Source organism: Pradoshia eiseniae (assembly GCF_002946355.1).
Classification (GTDB): domain Bacteria; phylum Bacillota; class Bacilli; order Bacillales; family Pradoshiaceae; genus Pradoshia; species Pradoshia eiseniae.
On sequence record NZ_PKOZ01000013.1, the window covers coordinates 39,383 to 62,345 of the forward strand.

The 22,963-nt window shown below is 43.1% G+C and carries 39 protein-coding genes and 1 rRNA gene; 38 read left to right on the top strand and 2 right to left on the bottom strand.

Features of this window, described 5'->3' with window-relative positions:
- The first annotated feature begins 19 nt into the window (after positions 1-19).
- The 35 genes from rplV to CYL18_RS15995 all read left to right on the top strand — a co-directional run bounded on the left by rplV (position 20) and on the right by CYL18_RS15995 (position 19,944).
- Entirely contained in the window at positions 20-361 is a 342-nt protein-coding gene (rplV, locus tag CYL18_RS15825; protein ID WP_104850497.1) for a 50S ribosomal protein L22, read from the top strand.
- A 3-nt stretch (positions 362-364) separates the two neighbouring features.
- The gene (gene rpsC, locus CYL18_RS15830) at positions 365-1,021 is read left to right on the top strand and encodes a 30S ribosomal protein S3 (protein ID WP_049672539.1); all 657 of its coding nucleotides are present in this window, start codon (positions 365-367) and stop codon (positions 1,019-1,021) included.
- Position 1,022: 1 nt separating this feature from the next.
- Positions 1,023-1,451, top strand: a complete 429-nt coding sequence (gene rplP / locus CYL18_RS15835) for a 50S ribosomal protein L16 (RefSeq protein ID WP_049672538.1) — start codon at positions 1,023-1,025, stop codon at positions 1,449-1,451.
- Positions 1,448-1,648, top strand: coding sequence for a 50S ribosomal protein L29 (rpmC, locus tag CYL18_RS15840; RefSeq protein WP_049672537.1), 201 nt, complete (start codon positions 1,448-1,450; stop codon positions 1,646-1,648). Before rplP ends, rpmC begins: the two co-directional genes overlap by 4 nt.
- 18 nt (positions 1,649-1,666) lie before the next feature.
- The gene (gene rpsQ / locus CYL18_RS15845; RefSeq protein WP_049672536.1) at positions 1,667-1,930 is read left to right on the top strand and encodes a 30S ribosomal protein S17; all 264 of its coding nucleotides are present in this window, start codon (positions 1,667-1,669) and stop codon (positions 1,928-1,930) included.
- Positions 1,931-1,974: 44 nt separating this feature from the next.
- Complete coding sequence (gene rplN, locus CYL18_RS15850; protein ID WP_049672535.1) at positions 1,975-2,343, top strand: 50S ribosomal protein L14; 369 nt, start codon at positions 1,975-1,977, stop codon at positions 2,341-2,343.
- Positions 2,344-2,383: 40 nt separating this feature from the next.
- Complete coding sequence (gene rplX, locus CYL18_RS15855) at positions 2,384-2,695, top strand: 50S ribosomal protein L24 (RefSeq protein ID WP_049672534.1); 312 nt, start codon at positions 2,384-2,386, stop codon at positions 2,693-2,695.
- Positions 2,696-2,721: 26 nt separating this feature from the next.
- Positions 2,722-3,261 (top strand): 50S ribosomal protein L5, encoded by a 540-nt coding sequence (gene rplE, locus CYL18_RS15860; RefSeq protein ID WP_104850498.1) that lies wholly within the window; start codon positions 2,722-2,724, stop codon positions 3,259-3,261.
- 24 nt (positions 3,262-3,285) lie between these two features.
- Entirely contained in the window at positions 3,286-3,471 is a 186-nt protein-coding gene (gene rpsN / locus CYL18_RS15865) for a 30S ribosomal protein S14 (protein ID WP_008406949.1), read from the top strand.
- 29 nt (positions 3,472-3,500) lie between these two features.
- Positions 3,501-3,899: a 30S ribosomal protein S8 gene (gene rpsH / locus CYL18_RS15870; RefSeq protein WP_104850499.1), complete on the top strand. Its 399-nt coding sequence runs from the start codon at positions 3,501-3,503 to the stop codon at positions 3,897-3,899.
- 33 nt (positions 3,900-3,932) lie between these two features.
- Entirely contained in the window at positions 3,933-4,469 is a 537-nt protein-coding gene (rplF, locus tag CYL18_RS15875) for a 50S ribosomal protein L6 (protein WP_104850500.1), read from the top strand.
- A 31-nt stretch (positions 4,470-4,500) separates the two neighbouring features.
- Positions 4,501-4,863, top strand: coding sequence for a 50S ribosomal protein L18 (gene rplR, locus CYL18_RS15880; protein ID WP_104850501.1), 363 nt, complete (start codon positions 4,501-4,503; stop codon positions 4,861-4,863).
- 23 nt (positions 4,864-4,886) lie between these two features.
- Positions 4,887-5,387 (top strand): 30S ribosomal protein S5, encoded by a 501-nt coding sequence (gene rpsE / locus CYL18_RS15885; RefSeq protein WP_049672529.1) that lies wholly within the window; start codon positions 4,887-4,889, stop codon positions 5,385-5,387.
- Positions 5,388-5,400: 13 nt separating this feature from the next.
- On the top strand, positions 5,401-5,583 hold the full coding sequence (gene rpmD / locus CYL18_RS15890) for a 50S ribosomal protein L30 (protein WP_104850502.1): 183 nt from the start codon (positions 5,401-5,403) through the stop codon (positions 5,581-5,583).
- Between the two features lie 33 nt (positions 5,584-5,616).
- A complete protein-coding gene (gene rplO, locus CYL18_RS15895; protein WP_049672527.1) occupies positions 5,617-6,057 on the top strand; it encodes a 50S ribosomal protein L15 in 441 nt (146 codons plus the stop codon).
- Positions 6,057-7,349, top strand: coding sequence for a preprotein translocase subunit SecY (gene secY / locus CYL18_RS15900; RefSeq protein ID WP_104850503.1), 1,293 nt, complete (start codon positions 6,057-6,059; stop codon positions 7,347-7,349). The genes rplO and secY overlap by 1 nt, the downstream gene beginning before the upstream one ends.
- Before the next feature lie 56 nt (positions 7,350-7,405).
- The gene (locus tag CYL18_RS15905; protein WP_104850504.1) at positions 7,406-8,059 is read left to right on the top strand and encodes an adenylate kinase; all 654 of its coding nucleotides are present in this window, start codon (positions 7,406-7,408) and stop codon (positions 8,057-8,059) included.
- Entirely contained in the window at positions 8,056-8,802 is a 747-nt protein-coding gene (gene map, locus CYL18_RS15910) for a type I methionyl aminopeptidase (protein ID WP_104850505.1), read from the top strand. Before CYL18_RS15905 ends, map begins: the two co-directional genes overlap by 4 nt.
- Before the next feature lie 16 nt (positions 8,803-8,818).
- The gene (locus CYL18_RS15915; protein ID WP_104850506.1) at positions 8,819-9,124 is read left to right on the top strand and encodes a KOW domain-containing RNA-binding protein; all 306 of its coding nucleotides are present in this window, start codon (positions 8,819-8,821) and stop codon (positions 9,122-9,124) included.
- Positions 9,124-9,342 carry a translation initiation factor IF-1 gene (gene infA, locus CYL18_RS15920; RefSeq protein ID WP_040372572.1) on the top strand — a complete coding sequence of 73 codons (219 nt, stop codon included), beginning with the start codon at positions 9,124-9,126 and terminating at the stop codon, positions 9,340-9,342. The genes CYL18_RS15915 and infA overlap by 1 nt, the downstream gene beginning before the upstream one ends.
- Positions 9,343-9,380: 38 nt before the next feature.
- Complete coding sequence (rpmJ, locus tag CYL18_RS15925) at positions 9,381-9,494, top strand: 50S ribosomal protein L36 (RefSeq protein ID WP_017473641.1); 114 nt, start codon at positions 9,381-9,383, stop codon at positions 9,492-9,494.
- A 23-nt stretch (positions 9,495-9,517) separates the two neighbouring features.
- Positions 9,518-9,883, top strand: a complete 366-nt coding sequence (rpsM, locus tag CYL18_RS15930) for a 30S ribosomal protein S13 (protein WP_104850507.1) — start codon at positions 9,518-9,520, stop codon at positions 9,881-9,883.
- Positions 9,884-9,905: 22 nt separating this feature from the next.
- Positions 9,906-10,295: a 30S ribosomal protein S11 gene (rpsK, locus tag CYL18_RS15935; RefSeq protein ID WP_104850508.1), complete on the top strand. Its 390-nt coding sequence runs from the start codon at positions 9,906-9,908 to the stop codon at positions 10,293-10,295.
- 182 nt (positions 10,296-10,477) lie between these two features.
- A complete protein-coding gene (locus tag CYL18_RS15940; RefSeq protein WP_104850509.1) occupies positions 10,478-11,422 on the top strand; it encodes a DNA-directed RNA polymerase subunit alpha in 945 nt (314 codons plus the stop codon).
- A gap of 48 nt (positions 11,423-11,470) precedes the next feature.
- The gene (gene rplQ, locus CYL18_RS15945; RefSeq protein ID WP_049672519.1) at positions 11,471-11,833 is read left to right on the top strand and encodes a 50S ribosomal protein L17; all 363 of its coding nucleotides are present in this window, start codon (positions 11,471-11,473) and stop codon (positions 11,831-11,833) included.
- 384 nt (positions 11,834-12,217) lie between these two features.
- Complete coding sequence (locus tag CYL18_RS15950) at positions 12,218-13,054, top strand: energy-coupling factor ABC transporter ATP-binding protein (protein ID WP_104850510.1); 837 nt, start codon at positions 12,218-12,220, stop codon at positions 13,052-13,054.
- Positions 13,030-13,896, top strand: coding sequence for an energy-coupling factor ABC transporter ATP-binding protein (locus CYL18_RS15955; RefSeq protein ID WP_104850511.1), 867 nt, complete (start codon positions 13,030-13,032; stop codon positions 13,894-13,896). The genes CYL18_RS15950 and CYL18_RS15955 overlap by 25 nt, the downstream gene beginning before the upstream one ends.
- Positions 13,893-14,690: an energy-coupling factor transporter transmembrane component T family protein gene (locus CYL18_RS15960; protein WP_104850512.1), complete on the top strand. Its 798-nt coding sequence runs from the start codon at positions 13,893-13,895 to the stop codon at positions 14,688-14,690. Before CYL18_RS15955 ends, CYL18_RS15960 begins: the two co-directional genes overlap by 4 nt.
- Before the next feature lie 12 nt (positions 14,691-14,702).
- Positions 14,703-15,443 carry a tRNA pseudouridine(38-40) synthase TruA gene (truA, locus tag CYL18_RS15965; RefSeq protein WP_104850513.1) on the top strand — a complete coding sequence of 247 codons (741 nt, stop codon included), beginning with the start codon at positions 14,703-14,705 and terminating at the stop codon, positions 15,441-15,443.
- 169 nt (positions 15,444-15,612) lie between these two features.
- Positions 15,613-16,050, top strand: coding sequence for a 50S ribosomal protein L13 (gene rplM, locus CYL18_RS15970; RefSeq protein ID WP_049672515.1), 438 nt, complete (start codon positions 15,613-15,615; stop codon positions 16,048-16,050).
- Positions 16,051-16,070: 20 nt separating this feature from the next.
- Entirely contained in the window at positions 16,071-16,463 is a 393-nt protein-coding gene (gene rpsI / locus CYL18_RS15975) for a 30S ribosomal protein S9 (RefSeq protein ID WP_049672514.1), read from the top strand.
- A 150-nt stretch (positions 16,464-16,613) separates the two neighbouring features.
- Positions 16,614-17,429 (top strand): DUF4352 domain-containing protein, encoded by an 816-nt coding sequence (locus CYL18_RS15980; protein WP_104850514.1) that lies wholly within the window; start codon positions 16,614-16,616, stop codon positions 17,427-17,429.
- A 148-nt stretch (positions 17,430-17,577) separates the two neighbouring features.
- Positions 17,578-18,021 (top strand): DUF2521 family protein, encoded by a 444-nt coding sequence (locus CYL18_RS15985; protein ID WP_104850515.1) that lies wholly within the window; start codon positions 17,578-17,580, stop codon positions 18,019-18,021.
- A 71-nt stretch (positions 18,022-18,092) separates the two neighbouring features.
- Positions 18,093-18,809, top strand: a complete 717-nt coding sequence (gene cwlD / locus CYL18_RS15990; RefSeq protein WP_104850516.1) for an N-acetylmuramoyl-L-alanine amidase CwlD — start codon at positions 18,093-18,095, stop codon at positions 18,807-18,809.
- Between the two features lie 361 nt (positions 18,810-19,170).
- On the top strand, positions 19,171-19,944 hold the full coding sequence (locus CYL18_RS15995) for a P-loop NTPase (protein ID WP_330847604.1): 774 nt from the start codon (positions 19,171-19,173) through the stop codon (positions 19,942-19,944).
- 68 nt (positions 19,945-20,012) lie between these two features.
- On the opposite strand, the gene gerD is transcribed toward CYL18_RS15995, so the two are convergent.
- Positions 20,013-20,615, bottom strand: coding sequence for a spore germination lipoprotein GerD (gene gerD / locus CYL18_RS16000; protein WP_104850518.1), 603 nt, complete (start codon positions 20,613-20,615; stop codon positions 20,013-20,015).
- Positions 20,616-20,756: 141 nt separating this feature from the next.
- Between gerD and CYL18_RS16005 the strand changes: the two genes are divergently transcribed.
- On the top strand, positions 20,757-21,407 hold the full coding sequence (locus CYL18_RS16005; protein ID WP_104850519.1) for a KinB-signaling pathway activation protein: 651 nt from the start codon (positions 20,757-20,759) through the stop codon (positions 21,405-21,407).
- 40 nt (positions 21,408-21,447) lie between these two features.
- Here the strand turns inward: CYL18_RS16005 and CYL18_RS16010 are convergent, their stop codons facing one another.
- Complete coding sequence (locus tag CYL18_RS16010; protein WP_104850521.1) at positions 21,448-22,260, bottom strand: polysaccharide deacetylase family protein; 813 nt, start codon at positions 22,258-22,260, stop codon at positions 21,448-21,450.
- A 135-nt stretch (positions 22,261-22,395) separates the two neighbouring features.
- On the opposite strand from CYL18_RS16010, the gene CYL18_RS16015 reads away from it, so the two are divergent.
- Positions 22,396-22,617 (top strand): hypothetical protein, encoded by a 222-nt coding sequence (locus CYL18_RS16015; protein WP_104850520.1) that lies wholly within the window; start codon positions 22,396-22,398, stop codon positions 22,615-22,617.
- Positions 22,618-22,881: 264 nt separating this feature from the next.
- Positions 22,882-22,963, top strand: a 16S ribosomal RNA gene (locus tag CYL18_RS16020); the annotation flags it as partial.

Here is a 22,963-nt window from a genome sequence, read left to right on the forward strand (position 1 = left end):
CAGAGAGGAGGCATAAATTATGCAAGCAAAAGCTGTTGCAAGAACAGTTCGTATTGCTCCTCGTAAAGCTCGTTTAGTACTAGATCTAATCCGAGGTAAGCAAGTAGGTGAAGCAATTGCTATTCTTAACTACACTCCGAAAGCAGCTTCTCCAATCATCGAAAAAGTATTGAAATCTGCTATGGCAAACGCAGAACACAACTACGATATGGACGTTAATACACTTGTTGTTTCTGAAGCATACGCAAACGAAGGACCAACACTTAAACGTTTCCGTCCTCGTGCTATGGGTCGCGCAAGCGCAATTAACAAACGCACAAGCCACATCACAATCGTTGTATCAGAAAAGAAGGAGGGATAATCCGTGGGTCAAAAGGTAAATCCGGTCGGTATGCGTATCGGGATCATCCGTGATTGGGAATCCAAATGGTTCGCAGACAAAGACTACGCAAAACTTTTGCATGAAGACCTTAAAGTACGTGAGTACATTATGAAGCGTCTTAACGATGCATCTGTTTCTAAAATCGAAATCGAACGTGCTGCAAACCGCGTGAACATTTCTATCCACACTGCGAAGCCTGGTATGGTTATCGGTAAAGGTGGTACAGAAGTTGAAGCGCTTCGTAAAGCACTTAACCAATTAACTGAAAAACGTGTTCACATCAACATCATCGAAATCAAGAGAGCTGATTTGGACGCTAAACTAGTAGCGGAAAACATCGCGCGTCAATTAGAAAACCGTGTATCTTTCCGTCGTGCACAAAAACAAACAATCCAACGTGCAATGCGCGCTGGTGCAAAAGGTATCAAAACTCAAGTATCTGGACGTTTAGGCGGAGCAGACATCGCCCGTGCTGAACACTACAGTGAAGGAACTGTTCCACTTCATACTCTTCGTGCTGACATTGACTATGCAACAGCAGAAGCGGACACAACTTACGGAAAGCTTGGAGTAAAAGTATGGATCTATCGTGGAGAAGTCCTTCCTGCTAAGAAGAAGTCTGTGGAAGGAGGAAAATAATATGTTATTGCCTAAACGCGTAAAACATCGCCGTGAACACCGCGGAAAGATGAGAGGCCGTGCTAAAGGCGGTACTGAAGTTGCATTCGGTGAATTCGGTTTACAAGCTCTTGAAGCTTCTTGGATTACAAACCGTCAAATCGAAGCTGCACGTATCGCGATGACTCGTTATATGAAACGTGGCGGTAAAGTTTGGATTAAAATTTTCCCTCACAAACCTTACACTGCAAAACCTTTAGAAGTACGTATGGGTTCCGGTAAAGGGGCACCAGAAGGCTGGGTTGCAGTAGTAAAACCAGGTAAAATTATGTTCGAAATTGCTGGAGTATCTGAAGAGGTAGCTCGTGAAGCACTTCGACTAGCATCACACAAACTTCCTGTAAAATGTAAGTTTGTAAAACGTGAAGAAATTGGTGGTGAAGCAGAATGAAATCTAATGAAATCCGTGATTTAACCACTGCCGAAATAGAACAAAAACTTAAAGCACTCAAAGAAGAGCTTTTCAACCTTCGCTTCCAGCTTGCTACTGGACAATTGGAAAACCCAGCGCGCATTCGTGAAGTTCGCAAAGCGATTGCTCGTATGAAAACAGTTGTACGTGAAAGAGAGCTCGGCGTAAACAATTAATGAGAGGAGGTTCACATGATGAGTGAACGCAACCAGCGCAAAGTATACACTGGCCGTGTTGTATCCGACAAAATGGATAAAACGATCACAGTAGTGGTTGAAACAAAGAAAACACATCCTTTGTATGGCAAACGCGTGAAATACTCCAAAAAATACAAAGCTCATGATGAAATGAATGAAGCAAAAGTTGGCGATATCGTTAAGATTATGGAAACTCGCCCATTGTCCGCGACTAAACGTTTCCGTTTAGTGGAAGTTGTAGAAAAAGCGGTTATCATTTAATATAAATGTTTCGGATTAAGTAATTCCGAAGGGAGGTTACGCAGATGATTCAACAGGAATCTCGTTTGAAAGTAGCTGACAACTCTGGTGCTCGTGAAGTACTTACTATTAAAGTTCTCGGTGGTTCTGGCAGAAAAACAGCTAATATTGGTGATGTAATCGTATGTACGGTCAAACAAGCAACACCAGGAGGCGTTGTTAAAAAAGGTGACGTTGTGAAGGCAGTTGTTGTTCGTACTAAACGCGGCGTTCGTCGTACAGATGGTTCATACATTCGCTTCGACGAAAATGCATGCGTGATTATTCGTGATGACAAGAGCCCTCGTGGAACACGTATTTTCGGACCTGTTGCTCGTGAACTACGCGACAACAACTTCATGAAAATCGTTTCATTAGCTCCTGAAGTTCTTTAATAAACGTTGTATAGAGAAAGATCAAGGAGGTGCGAATCTCGTGCATGTAAAAAAAGGTGATAAAGTTATCGTCATCTCTGGCAAGGATAAAGGTAAACAAGGTGTAGTGCTTGAAGCATACCCTAAAAAAGACCGCGTTCTTGTTGAAGGTGTAAACATTGTTAAGAAACACGCTAAACCTTCCCAAGCGAACCCACAAGGTGGAATTTTCGATCAGGAAGCAGCGATTCATGTTTCCAACGTTATGATTATTGACCCTAAAACTGGGAACCCTACCCGCGTAGGATACCAAACAGTTGACGGCAAAAAAGTACGTGTTGCAAAAAAATCAGGTGAATCCTTAGATAAATAAGTCATAAACGAAGGGAGGTACACGAAATGAACCGCCTTAAGGAAAAATATCAAAAAGAAATTACTCCTGCTCTTATGAGCAAGTTCAACTATAGTTCTATCATGCAAGCTCCTAAGCTTGAAAAAATCGTTGTAAACATGGGTGTCGGCGATGCCGTTCAAAATGCGAAAGCTCTAGACACAGCTGTAGAAGAATTGGCTACGATCACTGGTCAAAAACCAGTAATCACTAAAGCGAAAAAATCTATCGCTGGTTTCCGTCTTCGTGAAGGCATGGCAATCGGTTGTAAAGTAACTCTTCGCGGTGAGCGCATGTATGAGTTCCTTGACAAACTAATTTCCGTATCCTTACCACGTGTACGCGACTTCCGTGGAATCTCTAAAAAAGCATTCGACGGCCGCGGAAACTACACTTTAGGTGTAAAGGAACAGCTGATTTTCCCTGAAATCGACTACGATAAAGTAAACAAAGTTCGAGGCATGGACATTGTTATCGTAACGACTGCTAATACTGACGAAGAAGCACGTGAGCTTCTAGGTCAATTCGGAATGCCATTCCAAAAGTAATCGCTAAATAAGGGAGGCGAAAAAGTGGCTAAGAAATCAATGATCGTGAAACAACAACGTACACAAAAGTTTAAAGTACAAGAGTACACACGTTGCGAACGTTGTGGTCGTCCGCATTCTGTATACCGCAAATTTAAACTTTGCCGTATTTGTTTCCGTGAACTAGCATATAAAGGACAAATTCCAGGCGTTAAAAAAGCTAGCTGGTAAAACCCGAAAACGGGAAGGAGGTTATCATTGTGGTAATGACAGATCCAATTGCAGATTTGCTAACTCGCATTCGTAATGCGAACATGGTTCGTCACGAGAAATTGGAAGTTCCAGCTTCCAAAATGAAAAAGGATGTAGCTGATATCTTAAAACGTGAAGGTTTCATCCGTGACGTAGAATTCATCGAGGATAATAAGCAAGGTATCTTGCGTATCTTCTTAAAATACGGCGCTAACAATGAGCGCGTAATCACTGGTATTAAACGTATCAGTAAACCAGGTCTTCGTGTATACGCTAAAGCAGATGATGTTCCACGCGTATTAAACGGACTAGGTATTGCAATCGTGTCTACTTCTCAAGGTGTTATTTCTGACAAAGAAGCACGCGCTAAGAAAATTGGCGGAGAAGTAATCGCGTACGTATGGTAATAAACATTTCACTTATGAATGGAGGTGCACGAAATGTCCCGCGTAGGTAGAAAACCTGTAGAAATTCCAGCTGGAGTTACAGTTACTTTGAACGGAAATACAGTAACTGTTAAAGGACCAAAAGGTGAATTGACTCGTACTTTTCACTCTGATATCGAAATTAAAGTAGAAGATAATATCGTAGTTGTAAACCGTCCAAGCGATGAGAAGCTTCATCGTTCATTGCACGGAACTACACGCGCTATTATCGCAAACATGGTTGAAGGTGTCTCTAAAGGATTCGAAAGAAACCTTGAGTTGATCGGTGTCGGATATCGTGCTCAAAAACAAGGCAAAAAGCTTGTATTGAATGTAGGATATTCTCATCCGGTAGAGATCGAACCAGAAGAAGGAATCGAAATCGAAGTTCCTGCTAACACAAAAATTAGCATCAAAGGTACTGACAAAGAGCGTGTTGGCGCATTAGCTGCTAACATCCGCGATGTACGTCCACCAGAACCTTACAAAGGTAAAGGTATTCGTTACGAAGGCGAACATGTTCGTCGTAAAGAAGGTAAAACAGGTAAGTAAGGCCCTAAAGCTTAGGAAAGGAGTGTCGTAAATGATCACGAAGGCTAACAAAAACGCTACTCGTAAGAAAAGACATGCACGTGTTCGCGCTAAGCTCGCTGGCACTGCAACTCGTCCGCGTTTGAATGTTTTCCGATCCAATAAGCACATTTACGCACAGCTTATTGATGATGCTAATGGTGTTACATTGGCTAGTGCATCAACTCTTGATAAAGAAATTAGCCTTGACGCCACAAGCAATGTGGACGCAGCTAAAGCAGTTGGCGCACTAATCGCTAAACGCGCTGTAGAAAAAGGCGTTTCCGAAGTAGTTTTTGACCGTGGAGGATACTTATACCACGGACGCATACAAGCACTTGCAGATGCTGCACGTGAAAACGGATTACAATTCTAATAGATAAAGGAGGGACATATTAGATGCGTCGCATTGATCCAAATAAATTAGAACTAGAAGAACGCGTTGTTACGGTTAACCGCGTTGCGAAAGTAGTAAAAGGCGGACGTCGTTTCCGTTTCACTGCCCTAGTAGTAGTAGGAGATAAGAACGGTCATGTAGGATTTGGTACAGGTAAAGCACAAGAGGTACCTGATGCTATCCGCAAGGCTATCGAGGATGCGAAGAAAAACTTGGTGACTGTACCAATGGTTGGAGTTACAATTCCTCACGAAGTTATCGGACGTTTCGGATCTGGTGAAATCCTAATGAAGCCAGCTTCTGAAGGTACTGGAGTTATCGCTGGTGGCCCAGTTCGTGCGGTACTTGAATTAGCAGGTATTGCTGATATCCTTTCCAAGTCTCTTGGCTCTAACACACCAATCAATATGGTTCGTGCTACTATCGATGGTATCAAGCAATTGAAATCTGCTGAAGAAGTGGCAAAATTGCGTGGTAAGTCAGTAGAGGAACTGTTAGGATAAGGAGGGAAATCAAATGGCTAAAAAATTGGAAATTACCCTCACGCGTAGTTTAATCGGCCGTCCCGATGACCAACGCGTAACAGTGAATACTCTTGGTCTTAAAAAAATGCACCAAACTGTAGTGCATAACGACAATGATGCTATTCGCGGTATGATCAACAAGGTTTCACACCTTGTAACTGTTAAAGAAATTTAATGCTAACTAACGTTGATATAAGGAGGTGCCAGCATGAAACTTCACGAATTAAAACCTGCTGAAGGTTCTCGTAAAGCGCGCAAACGTGTAGGCCGCGGTATTGGTTCTGGTCACGGTAAAACTGCGACTAAAGGTCACAAAGGTCAAAACGCTCGCTCTGGTGGCGGTGTTCGACTTGGATTTGAAGGGGGTCAAACTCCTTTATTCAGACGTTTACCAAAACGTGGATTCACTAACATTCATCGTAAAGAATTTGCAGCAGTAAACTTAGAAAAACTTAATCGCTTTGAAGATGGTACGGAAGTAACACCTGAATTGTTAATCGAAACAGGCGTTGTTAAAAGCGAAAAAGCAGGAATCAAAATTCTTGCTAAAGGTAATGTAGAGAAAAAGTTAACTGTAAAAGCTCATAAATTCTCTGCTGCTGCAAAAGAAGCGATTGAAGCCGCAGGCGGTAAAACTGAGGTGATTTAATGTTCCGTACATTACGTAATTTCATGCGAGTGAAAGATATCAGGAACAAAATTCTCTTCACTCTTGCAATGCTTGTCATTTATCGCATCGGAACCTTCATACCGGTTCCGGGTGTGAATGCTGACATTCTCGCTTTAAACGATCAGTTAAGCGTTTTTGGAGTTCTTAACTTCTTCGGAGGCGGGGCTCTTAGTAACTTTTCCATTTTAGCGATGGGTATCATGCCGTACATTACGGCATCAATCATCATTCAGCTCTTGCAGATGGATGTTGTACCTAAATTCGCTGAATGGTCTAAGCAAGGTGAAGTTGGACGGCGTAAATTAGCTCAGTTTACCCGCTATGGAACGATTGTGCTTGGATTTATCCAAGCTCTCGGTATGTCATACGGTTTTAACAACATGGCTAATGGAGCTTTGATAGAAAACCCAGGAATTACGACGTATCTGTTGATCGCGACAGTATTAACAGCCGGAACCGCATTCCTATTGTGGCTCGGTGAACAAATCACATCTAATGGTGTAGGAAATGGGATTTCGATCATTATCTTCGCAGGTATTGTTTCTGCAATCCCTTCTACACTTAACCAAGTATATGCAACAATGTTCGAAGATGCTGGTGATGCACTATTCCTTAACATTGTCATTGCGGCCTTGATTGTTCTCGCAATCATCGCAATCATTGTTGGAGTTATCTTCATTCAGCAAGCAAACAGAAAAGTACCTATCCAATATGCGAAGCAGGTTGCTGGCAAGGGCCCGGTTGGTGGACATAACACACACCTGCCTTTGAAAGTTAACTCTGCTGGTGTTATACCGGTAATCTTTGCTGTTTCCTTCATCATCACTCCACCGACGATCGCATCTTTCTTTGGTGAGAATAGCGTGACTACGTGGATTACGAATACATTTGATTACACTCGCCCGGTTGGGATGATTCTCTACATTGCTTTGATCATTGCTTTCTCCTATTTCTACGCTTTCATTCAAGTCAATCCGGAACAGCTGTCCGAGAACTTGAAGAAGCAAGGGGGATATGTACCAGGAATTCGTCCGGGTAATGCCACTCGCGAATACTTTACTCGAGTATTATACCGTTTGACATTTGTCGGGGCGTTGTTCCTTGCATTTATTGCTATACTTCCGGTACTATTTACTAAGTTGGCTGACCTTCCGTCCTCTGCCCAAATTGGCGGAACAAGTCTTCTGATTGTAGTAGGTGTCGCCTTAGATACAATGAAGCAATTAGAATCGCAGCTAGTGAAGAGACATTACAAAGGTTTTATTAAATAAAAGGTTTCGGGGACATTTTTGCTCCCCAAGCCTATTATTGTTTAGGGGGAAAAAGTGTGAATCTTGTATTAATGGGACTGCCAGGAGCTGGAAAAGGCACTCAAGCAGAAAGAATAGTAGAAGAATACCATATCCCTCATATCTCTACTGGAGATATGTTTCGGGCAGCAATGAAGGATGAAACTCCTTTAGGGCTTGAAGCAAAATCATACATGGACAAAGGAGAGCTCGTTCCGGATGAAGTAACAATCGGAATCGTACGTGATCGTTTAGCCAAGGATGACTGCCAAAAAGGCTTTTTGCTTGATGGATTCCCTCGTACTGTTGCTCAAGCTGAAGCACTTGAAGCGCTTCTAGCTGAGATGGATCGGCAATTAGACTATGTCATTAATATAGAAGTAGATAAAAGCATACTGATGGAGCGCTTAACTGGCCGACGCATTTGCAAGGCTTGCGGTGCTACTTACCATCTAGTATTCAATCCTCCAGCCAATGAAGGCGTGTGCGACCGCTGTGGGGGAGAGTTGTATCAAAGAGCGGATGACAACGAGGCAACGGTTCAGACCCGTCTCGATGTAAACATTCAACAGTCGCAGCCACTGATTACCTTCTATGAAGGAAAAGGTTATTTACGAAATCTTGACGGACAGCAACCGATTGATAAAGTCTTCGCGGATATAGAAGAGCTGCTCGGGAGCTTGTCTCGATGATCATTTGTAAAACCCCGCGCGAGATCGCAATCATGCGCGAAGCCGGCCGTATCGTTGCACTCACACACCAAGAGCTGCAAAAATACATCCAGCCAGGCATTACAACAAAGGAATTGGATGCAATCGCAGATGAGTTTATCTGCAAACATGGTGCAATTCCGTCCTTTAAAGGGTATAATGGTTTTCGTGGCAGCATTTGTACATCCGTTAATAACGAGCTTGTACATGGCATTCCTGGTAAAAAGACATTGAAGAATGGTGATATTATCAGTATTGATATAGGCGCCAAACTCAATGGTTATCATGGTGATTCAGCATGGACCTATTCTGTTGGTGAGATCGATGATAATACTAGGAAATTGCTTCAAGTAACAGAAACGTCCCTTTTTAAGGGGATTTCGGAAATAAAGCCAGGCCAACGTCTCTCTAATATCTCACATGCTATTCAAACATATGTCGAGGAAAACGGCTTTTCTATAGTAAGAGAGTATGTCGGACACGGAATCGGTCAAGACTTACATGAAGAACCGCAGCTGCCGCACTTTGGTCCACCTAATAAAGGTCCAAGACTGAAGCCAGGCATGGTGATTTGTGTAGAGCCAATGGTCAATGCCGGCAGCCGCTACGTCCAGACGTTGTCGGATAACTGGACGGTGGTCACGGTTGATGGCAGGAATTGTGCTCATTTCGAGCATACCATTGCGATTACCGAAGAAGGCTATGAAATCTTAACGTTAGTATAATTGTAGGTGATCCTGATTGATCCATGAGGATAGATCTCCCCGACTGGGACAATTTGTGCGTGTCACTCAAGGCAGGGACACAGACCAATATGCCATCGTTGTGAGAATCGCTGATGATAAGTTTGTTTGGATTGCCGATGGCGACAGACGCAAGTTTGATCGTGCGAAGCGTAAAAACATACTTCATTTGCATTTTTACGAAGCTTATTCACCTGAGGTGGAGAATAGCTTAGGGGAAACAGGTCGCGTCACGAACGGGAAACTCCGTTACGCATTGACATATTTCTTGAAAAGCTTAGAGAAGAAGGGAGAAGAACTGTAATGGCAAAAGATGATGTTATTGAAGTAGAGGGTACAGTTACTGAGACTTTACCAAACGCTATGTTTAAAGTGGAATTAGAGAATGGCCATACTGTCCTTGCTCATGTTTCTGGCAAAATCAGAATGCACTTTATTCGTATTCTGCCAGGTGATAAAGTGACGGTTGAGCTATCTCCTTATGACTTAACCCGCGGAAGAATAACGTATCGTTTTAAATAATCTCGGTTGCACTCCGCATTTTATAAGGAGGGAAAACAATGAAAGTCAGACCATCAGTAAAACCAATCTGCGAAAAATGTAAAGTTATCCGTAGAAACGGTAAAGTAATGGTTATTTGTGAAAACCCAAAACATAAGCAAAAACAAGGGTAATAATAAAGGAGGTGCGCATATAAATGGCACGTATTGCTGGAGTAGATATTCCTCGTGACAAACGAGTTGTTATTTCTTTAACTTATATTTTCGGTATCGGCAGACCAACTGCTCAAAAAGTTCTTGCAGAAGCTGGTGTTTCTGAAGAAACTCGCGTTCGCGATCTTACTGAAGACGAGTTGAACAAAATCCGTGAAATCATCGACGGTTACAAAGTTGAAGGTGACCTTCGCCGTGAAGTATCCCTTAACATCAAACGTCTAATGGAAATCGGATGCTACCGTGGACTTCGCCACAGAAGAGGACTTCCTGTTCGTGGACAAAACACGAAAAACAACGCTCGTACTCGTAAAGGCCCACGTAAAACTGTAGCTAACAAGAAAAAATAATAAGTAAGGAGGTTTTGTCGACATGGCACGCAAAACGAATACACGCAAACGTCGCGTGAAAAAGAATGTAGAAGCTGGTATCGCCCACATTCGTTCTACTTTTAACAACACTATCGTTACTATTACTGACTCACACGGAAATGCGATTTCTTGGTCTAGTGCTGGTGCACTTGGCTTCAGAGGTTCCCGTAAGTCAACTCCGTTCGCAGCTCAAATGGCAGCAGAAACTGCAGCTAAAGCTTCAATGGAACATGGTATGAAAACTTTAGAAGTAACTGTAAAAGGACCTGGTTCTGGTCGTGAAGCAGCTATCCGTGCTTTACAAGCAGCTGGTCTTGAAGTTACTGCAATTAAAGATGTAACTCCAGTTCCTCATAACGGATGCCGCCCACCAAAACGCCGCCGTGTGTAATTTTGTTTGAATAGATTTCATATCCCTGTCTATAATGGGATAATAGAAAGGTTTTCTTTGTACAAGAAAGTCATCAGTAAGTTGCGCACATTCGGGAGTTTATATTGGGGAATTTCGGTTAGATCGAAACCACTACCTTCTTCTAGCCGGGGTTTCGACGTTTTGAAGGAGGGTATTGTTGAATGATCGAGATAGAAAAACCAAAAATTGAAACGGTTCAAATCAGCGAGGACGGAAAATATGGGAAGTTTATCGTTGAACCACTTGAGCGTGGATATGGAACAACTTTGGGTAACTCCTTACGTCGTATCCTACTATCCTCATTGCCTGGTGCTGCCGTTACATCTATTCAAATTGATGGTGTACTCCATGAGTTCTCTACTATTGAGGGTGTAGAAGAAGATGTAACAGCTATTATCCTAAATATTAAGAAACTCGCATTAAAGATTTATTCCGATGAGGAAAAAACCCTTGAAATTGATGTTCAAGGTGAAGGAGCTGTAACGGCTGCTGATATTACACATGATAGTGACGTAGAGATCCTTAATCCGGACCTTCTCATTGCTCATCTTTCCAAGAAAGCACACTTGCGCATGCGCCTAGTGGCTAAACGCGGAAGAGGCTACACGCCGGCTGATCAAAACAAACGTGAAGATCAACCAATCGGTGTAATACCAATTGACTCTATTTACACTCCAGTATCTCGCATGACTTATCAAGTAGAAAATACACGTGTTGGCCAATTGACTAACTACGATAAATTGACTCTTGATGTATGGACTGATGGAAGCACTGGTCCGAAAGAAGCGATTGCGCTCGGCGCAAAGATTGTTACTGAGCATTTAAATATCTTTGTTGGTTTAACGGATGAAGCTCAAAATGCTGAAATCATGGTTGAAAAAGAAGAGGATCAAAAAGAAAAAGTACTTGAGATGACTATCGAAGAGCTTGATCTTTCTGTTCGTTCTTACAACTGCTTGAAGCGTGCTGGCATCAACACGGTGCAAGAGCTTGCCAATAAAACAGAAGAAGATATGATGAAGGTTCGTAACCTTGGCCGTAAATCACTTGAAGAAGTGAAAGCTAAGCTTGAAGAATTAGGTCTTTCCCTGCGTAAAGACGACTAATAAAAGACAAGATACTATCCGTATTTCACCTAAAGGAGGGAAACTTTCATGGCATACAGAAAGTTAGGACGTACAAGTGCACAGCGTAAAGCTATGCTACGTGACTTGGCTACTGATTTAATCATCAACGAACGTATCGAAACGACTGAAACTCGTGCGAAAGAATTGCGTTCAGTAGTTGAGAAAATGATCACTCTAGGCAAACGTGGAGATTTACACGCTCGTCGTCAAGCGGCTGCTTACATTCGTAACGAAGTTGCTAACGAAGAGTCTGGCCAAGATGCTGTTCAAAAATTATTCGCTGAAATCGCACCTCGTTATGAAGAGCGTCAAGGCGGTTACACTCGTATCATGAAAATTGGTCCACGTCGCGGTGACGCTGCGCCAATGGTTATCATCGAGTTGGTATAATCATCAAATGAATCAAAGGGAGAAGCAATTCTCTCTTCTGGTTCCTTTTTGACAAGCCGATAGCAAGAAGCGCAGCAATAAGTTGCGCTTATGCTTTTAAGCTTATTTACTGAATAATCCAAAAAACGATGGAGCGCTACGATATGTCTTACTTTCAGGTGACGATCTGAACTTTTACATGTCTAGCTCTTGCACCCCTAATTATGGGCAAAACGTATGTTGTCCATGCTTGTTTAAGATAAGGTAAATGCTGTTCTTAATTCCGAGGGCCTTATGTCCCAGCGGAAGGGGGTGCAGCGTTTTTTTATACCTAAAATTAAGCAAAATGGGAAGAAAGCTTTATAATGAGAAGAGCAGAGAATAGAGGAGCATAGGGAGGAAGCTATGAGGAAACCGTTGGCAGAAGTAAGCAATGTATCCTTTCAATATGAAACGAGTACAAAAAAAGCGCTTGATAGTGTCTCCTTCACCGTTTTTGAGGGAGAATGGCTAGCTATTGTCGGGCATAATGGCTCTGGCAAATCGACCTTAGCAAAACTATTAATAGGCCTCAATTTTCCTGATGAGGGGATTATCAAGGTTAGAGATATGGAAATGGGCGAAAAGCATTTATGGGAGATCAGACGCCAAATTGGTATGGTCTTTCAAAATCCCGATAATCAATTTGTCGGCACGACAGTTGTGGATGATGTGGCTTTTGGTTTGGAAAACGCCGGCATCAAGAGGGAAGAAATGATTGGCCGGGTAAAGGATGCGCTCGTAAAAGTGCGCATGGATGGCTTTCTCAATCAAGAGCCGCACCATTTATCAGGGGGCCAGAAGCAACGGGTTGCGCTTGCTGGTGTGCTAGCGCTAGGCCCCTCCATCATCATCTTGGATGAGGCTACCTCTATGCTTGACCCGATGGGAAGAGCAGAGGTGCTGGAGACAATCCGCCAGCTGAAAGCGGACAAAAACTTAACAGTCATCTCCATTACGCATGACTTGGACGAGGCTGCACGAGCAGATCGGATGATTGTGCTGAATCAAGGCAGAGTTTTTGCTGAAGGTACACCAAAGGAGATCTTTGCCTTGGATGAAGAGCTTATTAAGCTCGGTCTTGATATCCCCTTCGCCGTGAAGATGGGTAAGCTCTTACGTGAACAAGGGCTAGAGGTCGCCAATCACATCACAGAGGAAGGGCTGGTGGATGAACTATGCAAATTTCGCTCAAACAAGTAGCTCATCTTTATCAGGAGGGTACTCCTTTTGAGTTTCGGGCTATCTATGACATCAATGTAGAGTTTCCCTCCGGTTCCTTTATTGGGGTAATTGGTCATACGGGTTCAGGGAAGTCCACCCTGCTTCAGCATCTGAATGCCTTGCTAAAGCCTTCTGAAGGGCTGGTGACCATTGGGGAGAGAACCATTACTTCCGATAAGAAGGTCAAGAACTTGAAGCCCATTCGCAAGCAGGTTGGAATCGTCTTTCAATTCCCAGAACACCAGCTTTTTGAAGAGACGGTCGAAAAGGATATATGCTTTGGTCCAATGAATTTTGGCGTAAGTGAGGAAGAAGCAAAGACAAGGGCACGAGCTGCTCTTGAGCTCGTAGGTCTGCATGAGTCCGTTCTGAAGGTATCCCCATTTGATTTATCAGGAGGACAAATGCGGAGGGTGGCAATTGCTGGCGTTCTTGCAATGGAGCCAGAGGTTATTGTGCTTGATGAACCAACTGCAGGGCTTGATCCGAGAGGGCGTAAGGAGATTATGGAGATGTTTTATAAGCTTCATAAGGAAAAAGGCATCACAACGATTCTCGTAACCCATAGCATGGAGGATGCAGCCCGCTATGCCGATGAACTTGTCATTATGAACAAGGGGACAATTGTAAAGAAGGCCCCGCCTGCTGATATCTTTGCCGAGCCAGAGGAATTGATGAATCTTGGACTTGCCGTTCCGGATACAGTCCAGTTTCAGCTGAGGTTCGAAGAGAAGACAGGCATCCAATTGGCGAAGAGACATTTGTCCATGGAAGAGCTGGCAAGAGAAATCAAAGCTGTGCTCGGAGGTGATCCGATATGATGGACAAGTTTATTATCGGACGCTATGTCCCTGCTGAATCTGTTGTTCATCGGATGGATCCACGGACAAAGCTGCTTATGGTCCTGATTTATATCTGTATCGTCTTTCTTGCGAATAATTGGCTGACCTATGGATTATTAATCATTTATACACTCGTATTGATTGCCCTAACCAAGATTAAGCCATCATTCATCATACAGGGCTTGAAGCCGGTCATCCTGCTCATTATCCTCACATTGATCATCCAGCTGTTCTTTACAAAAAGAGGAGAGATTGTATTTACACTCTTTGGCATGGATATCTATGACGAAGGGATCAAGATGGGGGTTTTCATATCCTTGCGCTTCACCTTGCTTATCCTCATCACAAGTGTCATGACTTTGACAACGACACCGATAGAGATTACCGATGGAATGGAAACCTTGCTGAATCCGTTGAAGAAAATCAAGTTTCCTGTTCATGAGCTTGCATTGATGATGTCTATTTCCTTGCGCTTTATTCCGACGTTACTCGAGGAGACGGATAAAATCGTCAAGGCGCAGACCTCAAGAGGTGTTGATTTCTCTAGCGGTCCTCTTAAGGAAAGGTTCCGGGCGGTCGTTCCATTGCTGGTGCCGCTATTTGTCGGCTCATTTAAGCGTGCTGAGGAGCTGGCTGTCGCGATGGAGGCAAGGGGCTATCGCGGCGGAGAAGGGCGTACGAAGTATAAAGCCCTCTCCTGGCATTTGAGGGACAGCCTTTTAATCGGATCCCTGGTCATCTTGACGATATTACTAGTTTGGACGCGATCATAAATGGAGAACAATATGCAACGGTATAAATGTATAGTAGCTTATGACGGGACAGGCTTTGCCGGTTACCAAGTACAGCCGGGAAAGCGGACCGTTCAGCTTGAGATTGAACAAGCCTTAAGCAAAATTCATAAGGGCGATTCTGTCCGGATAGCTGCATCCGGACGGACGGATGCAGGCGTACATGCCCGCGGGCAAGTCGTTCATTTTGACTCTAAGCTTCAGATTCCTGGCGAGCGCTTTAAGAAGGCTTTAAATGCGATGCTCCCGAGGGATATCTCTATCCTCGATGCTTCACCAGTTGATATGGATTTTCACGCCCGGTTTACAAGCGTTCGTAAGGAATACCGCTATAGAATCAGCCTTAGTGAAGAGAGGGATCCCTTCCTGCGTGACTATGCTTATCATTATCCATATCCACTTAATCTTGAAGCAATGAAGGAGGCTGCCCAATATCTAAAGGGCACGCATGACTTCACGAGCTTTTGCTCGGCGAAAACCGAGGTAGTGGATAAGGTTAGAACGGTTGAGGAAATTATTTTCAATACATCAGATGATGAATTGGTGATACAATTCATAGGCAATGGCTTTTTGTACAATATGGTTCGAATCATGACAGGAACTCTTCTTGAAGTGGGGAGCGGCAAAAAGGCTCCTGCCGAGATGGAGACAATCCTTGCAGCAAGGGACCGTATACAGGCAGGAAAGACAGCGCCGGGGCATGGATTATATCTTTGGAAAGTGGATTACGCATAACAACTAATCCAGGCGTAACATTTCCTTGACATTAGGGTCGAAACGGTATATCATATCATTTGGTATGTTAAAACCACGAGAATAGCCCCGGAAACTATTTCGTGTTTAGATAGAGCCACAAGGATTTTTGAAATGTAAAACAAGGAATTATTTTTAGGAGGGTAAATTAATGCGTACGACGTATATGGCGAAAGCTAGTGATGTAGAACGTAAATGGTACGTTGTCGATGCTGAAGGTCAAACTTTGGGTCGTCTTGCATCAGAAGTAGCCTCAATTCTTAGAGGTAAACACAAACCAACTTATACTCCACATGTTGACACTGGTGATCATGTGATTATTATCAATGCATCTAAAATTGAATTGACTGGTAAGAAATTGACTGACAAAATTTACTACCGTCACAGCATGCACCCAGGTGGATTGAAAACAAGAACTGCTCTTGAAATGAGAACTAACTACCCTGAGAAAATGTTGGAGCAAGCAATCAAAGGCATGCTTCCAAAAGGATCTCTTGGTCGCCAAATGGGCAAAAAATTAAACGTTTATGCTGGAGCTGAACATCCGCACCAAGCACAAAAACCAGAAGTTCTAGAACTTCGCGGTTAATTTAAAAGGAGGATATAACATTGGCACAAGTACAATATTACGGTACTGGTCGACGTAAGAGCTCCGTTGCTCGTGTGCGTTTGATTCCAGGTGAAGGCCGCATCATTATCAACGATCGTAAAATCGAAGAATACATTCCATTTGAAGCACTTCGCGAAGTTGTGAAGCAGCCTCTAGTGGTAACTGAAACTACAAACAGCTATGACGTTTTAGTAAACGTTAAAGGCGGTGGCTACACAGGCCAAGCAGGCGCAATCCGTCACGGTATTGCTCGTGCGTTGCTTGAAGTAGACCCAGAAAACCGTCCAGGACTTAAACGTGCTGGATTGTTAACTCGTGACTCTCGCATGAAAGAACGTAAAAAATACGGTCTTAAAGGCGCGCGTCGTGCACCACAATTCTCAAAACGTTAATCATTGGCGTTTACAAAGGCTCTCAAACCTTATTGGTTTGGGGGTCTTTTTTACTTGGTATCATCATAAAGATGAGCATCAGGTGTGTGATATTAAAACTCTTGATATAGGGTGAGAGTAATTTTTATTACATCATGAGGAGTGAACAGCATGAAGAAGAACGTATATATGATCATTGTTGCTATATTTTTATCGCTAGGTCTTGCTGCTTGTTCAAGCGATAGTCAAACGACAACGAAGGGTGAAGCTGTAACCAGCGAATCAAGTGAACCGTTGACGGATTCTGAATTCAAAAAAATGTTGAGTAACCCGGACCAATATAAAGGATCCAAGGTAGTGTTTTATGGCACAGTTTTTGTTGATCCAGAAAAAGATGATAATGGGACATACTTGCAAGTCTTTGATAAAAACGACAATAACCTCATCATTGCGATTGAGGATCCTAATTTAGAGGTAGAAGTGGATGACATCGTGAAGGTTAAAGGTGCTGTTAAAGGGGTTTTTGAAGGAGAAAATGCCTTTGGTGCCACTATTGAGGCCCCAGCTATATCAGCTGTAAGCGTTGAAGTCACTGACTATGCCACAGCTTTTGCTCCTGCGATCCAATCCATCGAGGTTAATGAAAAACAAGAGCAGAGCGGATATGTAATCACCTTGGAGAAGGTAGAGATTGCAGAGAAAGAGACCCGTGCCTACATTTCGATTACAAACGACAGTCAGGATCAAATTAATTTCTATTCGTTTAATTCAAAGTTAATCATTGGTTCTGATCAATATGAAGAGAATGATGGTTATCACTATCCGGATATCCCGTCGGAAATTTTGCCTGGCGTGACGGTTAAAGGAATCGTAGCATTCCCGGCTATTGATAAGGATGTAGAGAACCTCAAATTCCACTTTGAGGGGTACTCTGAAAATTATGATATTGAAATCGAGCCGTTCAATTTTACAGTTAAAAATAATTGACTTTTAAGCCCCCATACATTCATTTGGGGGTCTTTTTTGATTTAAAAACATTCCCATTTATCCCATGGCATGAGAGGCTGTTATCAATCAAACACTATAAACAAATAAGGCTAACGAGTGCCTTAATGTGAATTAGAGGTGTTTAATATTGAATACAGTAGTGAATTTTACAGCCTTTCGGAAGGAGAAGCAGCAGCAATATGAACGGGAAGCCTTGAAGGACTTCTCCTTAGAGCTGCTTGGCCGGCATTACCGTCATTTGGCTAAGGGACTCAAGTCGCTTCCTGGCTATCCGCTGGAGCCGGCTGAGGAGCACTGTTATGACATGGCTGTTGAGGCTTTCTTAATAGGATCATCATACAGTAAGTTCGCTAAGTACGGCGAAACTCCTGAAGAAATCATGCAGCGGTCCAAAAGGGAGCTTGATGCTCTTGCGGCGCAGCTATTCTTTCATTTGAACCAACCGATGGGAGAAGCTGCTCCCTTTCTAGAGGATACACTGCGTGAGCTGACGCAAGAATATGTAACCACATGGTGGCTTGAAGGCTATTCGAAGGGAACCCAGCGTAACAAAACACGAGCGAAGAGGTAGTTTGAGTTCTATCCTTACCCCTTGTCCCATAAGATGCAGTAAAGAGGATTCTTGGGCAAAGGGGTTTGGATATGAACTTACGGAAGAAGCTGATTGTAACTGGATTTCTATTAGGTGTGGCCTGTCTTTTTTTGTTGATGACCTTTAAGATGAATCAGAATGCTTCTTTTCAGGCGTGGAATCTCCCGCTTTCAGGCAAAATCATTATCATTGATCCTGGACATGGGGGGATTGATGGCGGGGCGGCCTTTAAGGGAGTTATTGAGAAGAATGTGACACTCCCGATATCAGTAAAGCTCAGGGATTATTTGCAGGAGCAGGGTGCGCTGGTTCTGATGACGAGAGAAGATGATGCAGACCTTGCTGATGAGAGAGCGGGGACGGTGAGGGAGAGGAAGAGGACGGATTTAGTTAATCGGACAAAGTTCATCAATGAGTCTCAGGCGGATATGTTCATTAGTGTTCATGCTAATGCCTTCCCGCAAAGTAATTCTAAGGGTGCTCAAACTTTCTATTCGCCCGCATTTAAAGAAAACAAACGAGCGGCCAAGCTAATTCAAGCTGAGTTAATCAGGAATCTGAAAAACACGACAAGGAAGGCTAAGCCTCTTGAGAATGTGTACTTAGTTAAATATGCCAAAAAGCCCGGGGTGCTTGTCGAGGTAGGCTTTTTGTCAAATGACCAAGAGCGGATGAACCTTCAGAACGAAGTCTATCAGGATGATGTCGCACTCTCAATCTATACGGGTGTTATTCGCTATTTTTTGAAGGAAGACGTGGCGGATTGAGGCAAAAAGGCATATTCTGCTAAAGATACCTACGAGTATGTTATACTTAAAGCGTTTACTAATACATACAAGGTAGGTGTCGATAGTGCTGACAGAAGCAAGTGTGAAAGAATTGCTCAAAGATATTAAAGACCCATTTTTAAATAGAACTCTTGAAGAAACTGATGGAATTATCGAAATAAAGATAAAAGAAGAAAAACAGCATGTGAGTGTTAAAATTGCGATAGCCAAAACGGGAACGGCTGAGCAGCTGCAAATCCAGCAGACCATTGTGAATGCGTTGAAGGAAGGCGGAGCCAATACCGTTGGAATCCGTTTTGCTGATTTGCCTGAAGAGGTTCTGGAAAAATTCCGGGCCTCCATGCCGAAAGAAGAAAAAGGGCTGCTTGACAGTGACACGACCTTTATCGCAATAGCAAGTGGTAAAGGTGGAGTGGGCAAATCCACTGTTTCTGTCAATTTAGCCGTTGCGCTCGCTCGCTTAGGCAAGAAGGTAGGCTTGGTAGATGCAGATATTTACGGCTTCAGTGTGCCTGATATGATGGGCATCCAAGAAAGGCCTACTGTTAAGGAAGAACGTATTTATCCCGTTAACCGAATGGGTGTGAAGGTTATCTCTATGGGGATGTTTGTGGAGGACAATGCACCAATCATCTGGAGAGGTCCGATGCTTGGCAAAATGCTTAATAACTTCTTCCAGGAAGTTGAGTGGGGTGAGTTGGATTATCTCCTTTTAGATTTGCCTCCAGGAACAGGAGATGTGGCGCTTGATGTCCATTCCATGCTTCCATCTTGTAAGGAAATCATCGTGACGACTCCTCACCCAACGGCCGCGTTTGTGGCAGCCAGGGCAGGTGCCATGGCCCTTCGTACGAACCATGAAGTGATTGGGGTCATTGAGAACATGTCCTACTATGAAAGTAAAACAACTGGCGAGAAAGAGTACGTCTTCGGACGGGGAGGCGGAGAGAAGCTCGCTGACGAGCTTGAAGCAGAGCTTCTTGGTAAACTGCCATTAGGCCAGCCTGATTGGAATGACGAAGAATTTGCGCCTTCAATCTATACAGAAGATCACCCGACGGGCGAGATCTTTGCAGAAATGGCTGAGAAAATCACCCGAATCGTAGGGAAATAATGAGGCAGGAGGCTGTCCCGCGGGAAGGGGACGGCCTTTTTTCTGCCTGTATATGGAGCGGCTTAAAATCACTGGGATGGCTCAGATTGACTTGATGAGGAATCACCGCCGCTTTTCTTTGATGATTTATCTGAAGCTGCTTTTAGCAGGATTTCGCTGATTTGATCCTGGTAAAGAGGGTTCTCAAGGGTCTCTGTGACAAGTGTTTTAATTTCCTTGCGCACATCCTTTTCTTTTAAGAGGCTGACAAATTCTTTTTGCATATCAGAGCTCTTTAGGATATCTGTTAAGCGAGAAATATAATCAGGATCTTTCATCAAATCTTTTAAGATGTCCGTGTGAGAGGATTTCATCCCTTTTGCCAAGGCTTTCACGAATTTAGGGTCATTGAAGGCATCCTTCCAAAATTGCATCTCTTCTTTTGACGTCAGCGTTTGTTCGATTGTTTTCTTGACAGTATCCTCGTCCATGATGAGCTCAGCTTTTACTTTTTTATCTGCTAGGGCCTCTTGTATGGCTTTCTTGCCTTCGTTGGTCTTTAGGACATCGACAATCATCTTCTTCTCGTCAGAATAAGAATCCGCATTTGTTTCGTCGCTGCCTTCGCTGCAGCCGGAGGCGAGGGCAATGCCGCAGCAGGCAACTGCGACGCGTAAAGCTTTCTTATACATAGGGCTGTCCTCCTTTGTCGTAAAAATCTACATAGATAATATGAAGCAGAATGCAAAAAATATACATGCCTGGCAGAAATGATAGATTTTTGAAAAATCGATTGGTACAATTTAGAAGAACATATATAAAGGTGGGGGAGTATGAGTAGTCGTTACTGGGTGAGGTTGTTTATCAATACATTGCTGATTGGCGGGATTACCGCAGGAACCGTTGGCTTGGTCGTGGCTTGGGAGGACTTCAGGTCACAATCATTGCTGGGTCTTTTTGTGAGTTTCCTGTGGCTTATGGGTATAGGATTTATCTTCAGTGTCGTCAGCCAGATGTGTTTTTTTGCATATTTGACGGTGCATCGGCTAGGTCTTTCAATCTTTAAATCAAGCTTCCTTTGGAATGCGGTCCAGTTAGTGCTGGTCATAATAGTTTTGGCCGATTTAGCCTACTTACGATTTGTCTTTTTTGCTGGAGAGAATGAACAATTCACTTCCTTTATTGGATATCCGATCCTTTTATTGGTCGTCGGATTGGCTGTTGGAGTGTTGAAGGCTAAACAAACAAACTGGCATGCATTTATCCCGGCACTATTCTTTATGGTTGTTGTGACAGTTATTGAATGGTTCCCGGTACTCAGAGTAAACGAGCAAGGATGGATGTATTATATGCTTGTTCCGCTGCTTGTCTGCAATGCATATCAATTATTAGTCCTGCCTAAGTATCATGAAAGAAGCGAAGAGGCAGCCAAGGAAAGAAAAGAGAGAAAAAGAACGAATAAGACAAAGACAGTGCAATCCTGAAAGTGAACCATCCCCCTCTGTGGTAACAGAGGGGGATTTCTTAATATTCCAGCCGCGTCACGTCAATTAGCATACCGGTCCCTTTAAAGAGAGAGGCTTTATTGGTAATCTCCTGACTTGTGGAATCAGAGTTTGAAATCATTTCTGAAACAGTAAGCAGTTTCAGATGTTTCTGGTCGATTTCCCTTTTAATTTGAGGGATGGCTTTTGCTGTTTGCTTGGCTGCATCAGATGCATGCAGAAGAACGATGTCACCTTTTTTGGCGTGTGATACATTTTCGGCAATTACGGATGTGCCTGGGTTCTTCCAATCCATTGAATTTATGCTCCAGTGAATAACGCTCATTTGCTGCTTTTCAGCAATCTTTAAAACTCGCCGGTCCACGTCACCTGTAGGAGTTCGCAGCAGGGTAGCGCGTTTGAGACCGGCTTTTCGAAATGCCTCTTGCCCCTTTTGGATATCAGCCCCGATTTCTCCCTCTTCAAGCTCTGTATAATCTTTATAGGAATAGCCAAGAAGTCCAATTTCATAGCCTTGATCCGCAATTTGCTTAACAATATGGGGATGCCTTTCCACCCAGGAGCCGGAAAGAAAGAAGGTAGCTGCGCTGACTTTTTCTTGTTTCAATGTTTTCAGTATGTCTTCTGCTTTTTCATCCCCCCAGCCAATGTTGAAGGTCAAGGCCAGTCCCTTTTCTCCTTTATAGATAATCTTTGGATCGCCTTTAATAGAAAAGGAAGGGGATACCGCCATAAACTCAACATAAAAAAACAGTGCGGTAAAGAATGCGATAATAACCAACAGAAGCAATTGTTTTCCTTTGCGTATATTTGTGACAAAAAAGAAGGGCATCATGTTTTCACCTCGTCCATATTTACTCATAATAATGTATTTGCCGATTGGGACAAATATAACTGTGCGCTTGTATAAAAACCAGAAGGTGCGACGATGCTAAATGAAGTGATTGTGATAGGAGGGAAAATAAACATGATAGGGATGATGCTCGTGCCAATGGAAGTGGCAGAACTGGAATCGCTCTTAAAAGCTGAGCTTGATGAACTTCTCGTTGAACTGGACAGAAAACAGGACAATGAAGTATTAAAAAAAGCGATGGAGGAGCGCTATCACATTCTTTCTGGAATGCTTAATAGAATCGTTACAGAAGGTGATAAAAACAAGTATCGATTGGGATTAAAAAGATTGAAATAAAAAATGAAAAAAAGCATTGACTCGTACGTAGAATGCTGATATATTTATATACGTTGTCACGAACGAAGTTATTCTGAAAGGATAACGAGCTCGAAAAAAACTTTAAAAAGTTGTTGACAACAAATAAGTTATCTTGATATAATACAAAAGTCGCTAACACGACAGATTGTTCTTTGAAAACTAAACAAAACGAAACGCTAAGCAAGTCTTAAACAAGAGAGAATATCTCTCGTCAATGTTTTAAATTATAGCTAGATCAAACATCTTTCGGAGAGTTTGATCCTGGCTCAGGACGAACGCTGGCGGCGTGCCTAATACATGCAAGTCGAGCGAATCAGACGGGAGC

What these genes read in the sequence shown, in the direction of transcription:
- rplV (WP_104850497.1), top strand. Translation starts at nt 20, where the DNA reads ATGCAAGCAAAAGCTGTTGCAAGAACAGTTCGTATTGCTCCTCGTAAA.
- rplP (WP_049672538.1), top strand. Translation starts at nt 1,023, where the DNA reads ATGTTATTGCCTAAACGCGTAAAACATCGCCGTGAACACCGCGGAAAG.
- rpmC (WP_049672537.1), top strand. Translation starts at nt 1,448, where the DNA reads ATGAAATCTAATGAAATCCGTGATTTAACCACTGCCGAAATAGAACAA.
- rpsQ (WP_049672536.1), top strand. Translation starts at nt 1,667, where the DNA reads ATGAGTGAACGCAACCAGCGCAAAGTATACACTGGCCGTGTTGTATCC.
- rplN (WP_049672535.1), top strand. Translation starts at nt 1,975, where the DNA reads ATGATTCAACAGGAATCTCGTTTGAAAGTAGCTGACAACTCTGGTGCT.
- rplE (WP_104850498.1), top strand. Translation starts at nt 2,722, where the DNA reads ATGAACCGCCTTAAGGAAAAATATCAAAAAGAAATTACTCCTGCTCTT.
- rplF (WP_104850500.1), top strand. Translation starts at nt 3,933, where the DNA reads ATGTCCCGCGTAGGTAGAAAACCTGTAGAAATTCCAGCTGGAGTTACA.
- rplR (WP_104850501.1), top strand. Translation starts at nt 4,501, where the DNA reads ATGATCACGAAGGCTAACAAAAACGCTACTCGTAAGAAAAGACATGCA.
- rpsE (WP_049672529.1), top strand. Translation starts at nt 4,887, where the DNA reads ATGCGTCGCATTGATCCAAATAAATTAGAACTAGAAGAACGCGTTGTT.
- rpmD (WP_104850502.1), top strand. Translation starts at nt 5,401, where the DNA reads ATGGCTAAAAAATTGGAAATTACCCTCACGCGTAGTTTAATCGGCCGT.
- rplO (WP_049672527.1), top strand. Translation starts at nt 5,617, where the DNA reads ATGAAACTTCACGAATTAAAACCTGCTGAAGGTTCTCGTAAAGCGCGC.
- secY (WP_104850503.1), top strand. Translation starts at nt 6,057, where the DNA reads ATGTTCCGTACATTACGTAATTTCATGCGAGTGAAAGATATCAGGAAC.
- map (WP_104850505.1), top strand. Translation starts at nt 8,056, where the DNA reads ATGATCATTTGTAAAACCCCGCGCGAGATCGCAATCATGCGCGAAGCC.
- infA (WP_040372572.1), top strand. Translation starts at nt 9,124, where the DNA reads ATGGCAAAAGATGATGTTATTGAAGTAGAGGGTACAGTTACTGAGACT.
- rpmJ (WP_017473641.1), top strand. Translation starts at nt 9,381, where the DNA reads ATGAAAGTCAGACCATCAGTAAAACCAATCTGCGAAAAATGTAAAGTT.
- rpsM (WP_104850507.1), top strand. Translation starts at nt 9,518, where the DNA reads ATGGCACGTATTGCTGGAGTAGATATTCCTCGTGACAAACGAGTTGTT.
- rpsK (WP_104850508.1), top strand. Translation starts at nt 9,906, where the DNA reads ATGGCACGCAAAACGAATACACGCAAACGTCGCGTGAAAAAGAATGTA.
- CYL18_RS15940 (WP_104850509.1), top strand. Translation starts at nt 10,478, where the DNA reads ATGATCGAGATAGAAAAACCAAAAATTGAAACGGTTCAAATCAGCGAG.
- rplQ (WP_049672519.1), top strand. Translation starts at nt 11,471, where the DNA reads ATGGCATACAGAAAGTTAGGACGTACAAGTGCACAGCGTAAAGCTATG.
- CYL18_RS15950 (WP_104850510.1), top strand. Translation starts at nt 12,218, where the DNA reads ATGAGGAAACCGTTGGCAGAAGTAAGCAATGTATCCTTTCAATATGAA.
- CYL18_RS15955 (WP_104850511.1), top strand. Translation starts at nt 13,030, where the DNA reads ATGCAAATTTCGCTCAAACAAGTAGCTCATCTTTATCAGGAGGGTACT.
- CYL18_RS15960 (WP_104850512.1), top strand. Translation starts at nt 13,893, where the DNA reads ATGATGGACAAGTTTATTATCGGACGCTATGTCCCTGCTGAATCTGTT.
- truA (WP_104850513.1), top strand. Translation starts at nt 14,703, where the DNA reads ATGCAACGGTATAAATGTATAGTAGCTTATGACGGGACAGGCTTTGCC.
- rplM (WP_049672515.1), top strand. Translation starts at nt 15,613, where the DNA reads ATGCGTACGACGTATATGGCGAAAGCTAGTGATGTAGAACGTAAATGG.
- CYL18_RS15980 (WP_104850514.1), top strand. Translation starts at nt 16,614, where the DNA reads ATGAAGAAGAACGTATATATGATCATTGTTGCTATATTTTTATCGCTA.
- cwlD (WP_104850516.1), top strand. Translation starts at nt 18,093, where the DNA reads ATGAACTTACGGAAGAAGCTGATTGTAACTGGATTTCTATTAGGTGTG.
- CYL18_RS15995 (WP_330847604.1), top strand. Translation starts at nt 19,171, where the DNA reads ATGCCGAAAGAAGAAAAAGGGCTGCTTGACAGTGACACGACCTTTATC.
- gerD (WP_104850518.1), bottom strand. Translation starts at nt 20,615, where the DNA reads ATGTATAAGAAAGCTTTACGCGTCGCAGTTGCCTGCTGCGGCATTGCC.
- CYL18_RS16005 (WP_104850519.1), top strand. Translation starts at nt 20,757, where the DNA reads ATGAGTAGTCGTTACTGGGTGAGGTTGTTTATCAATACATTGCTGATT.
- CYL18_RS16010 (WP_104850521.1), bottom strand. Translation starts at nt 22,260, where the DNA reads ATGCCCTTCTTTTTTGTCACAAATATACGCAAAGGAAAACAATTGCTT.
- CYL18_RS16015 (WP_104850520.1), top strand. Translation starts at nt 22,396, where the DNA reads ATGATAGGGATGATGCTCGTGCCAATGGAAGTGGCAGAACTGGAATCG.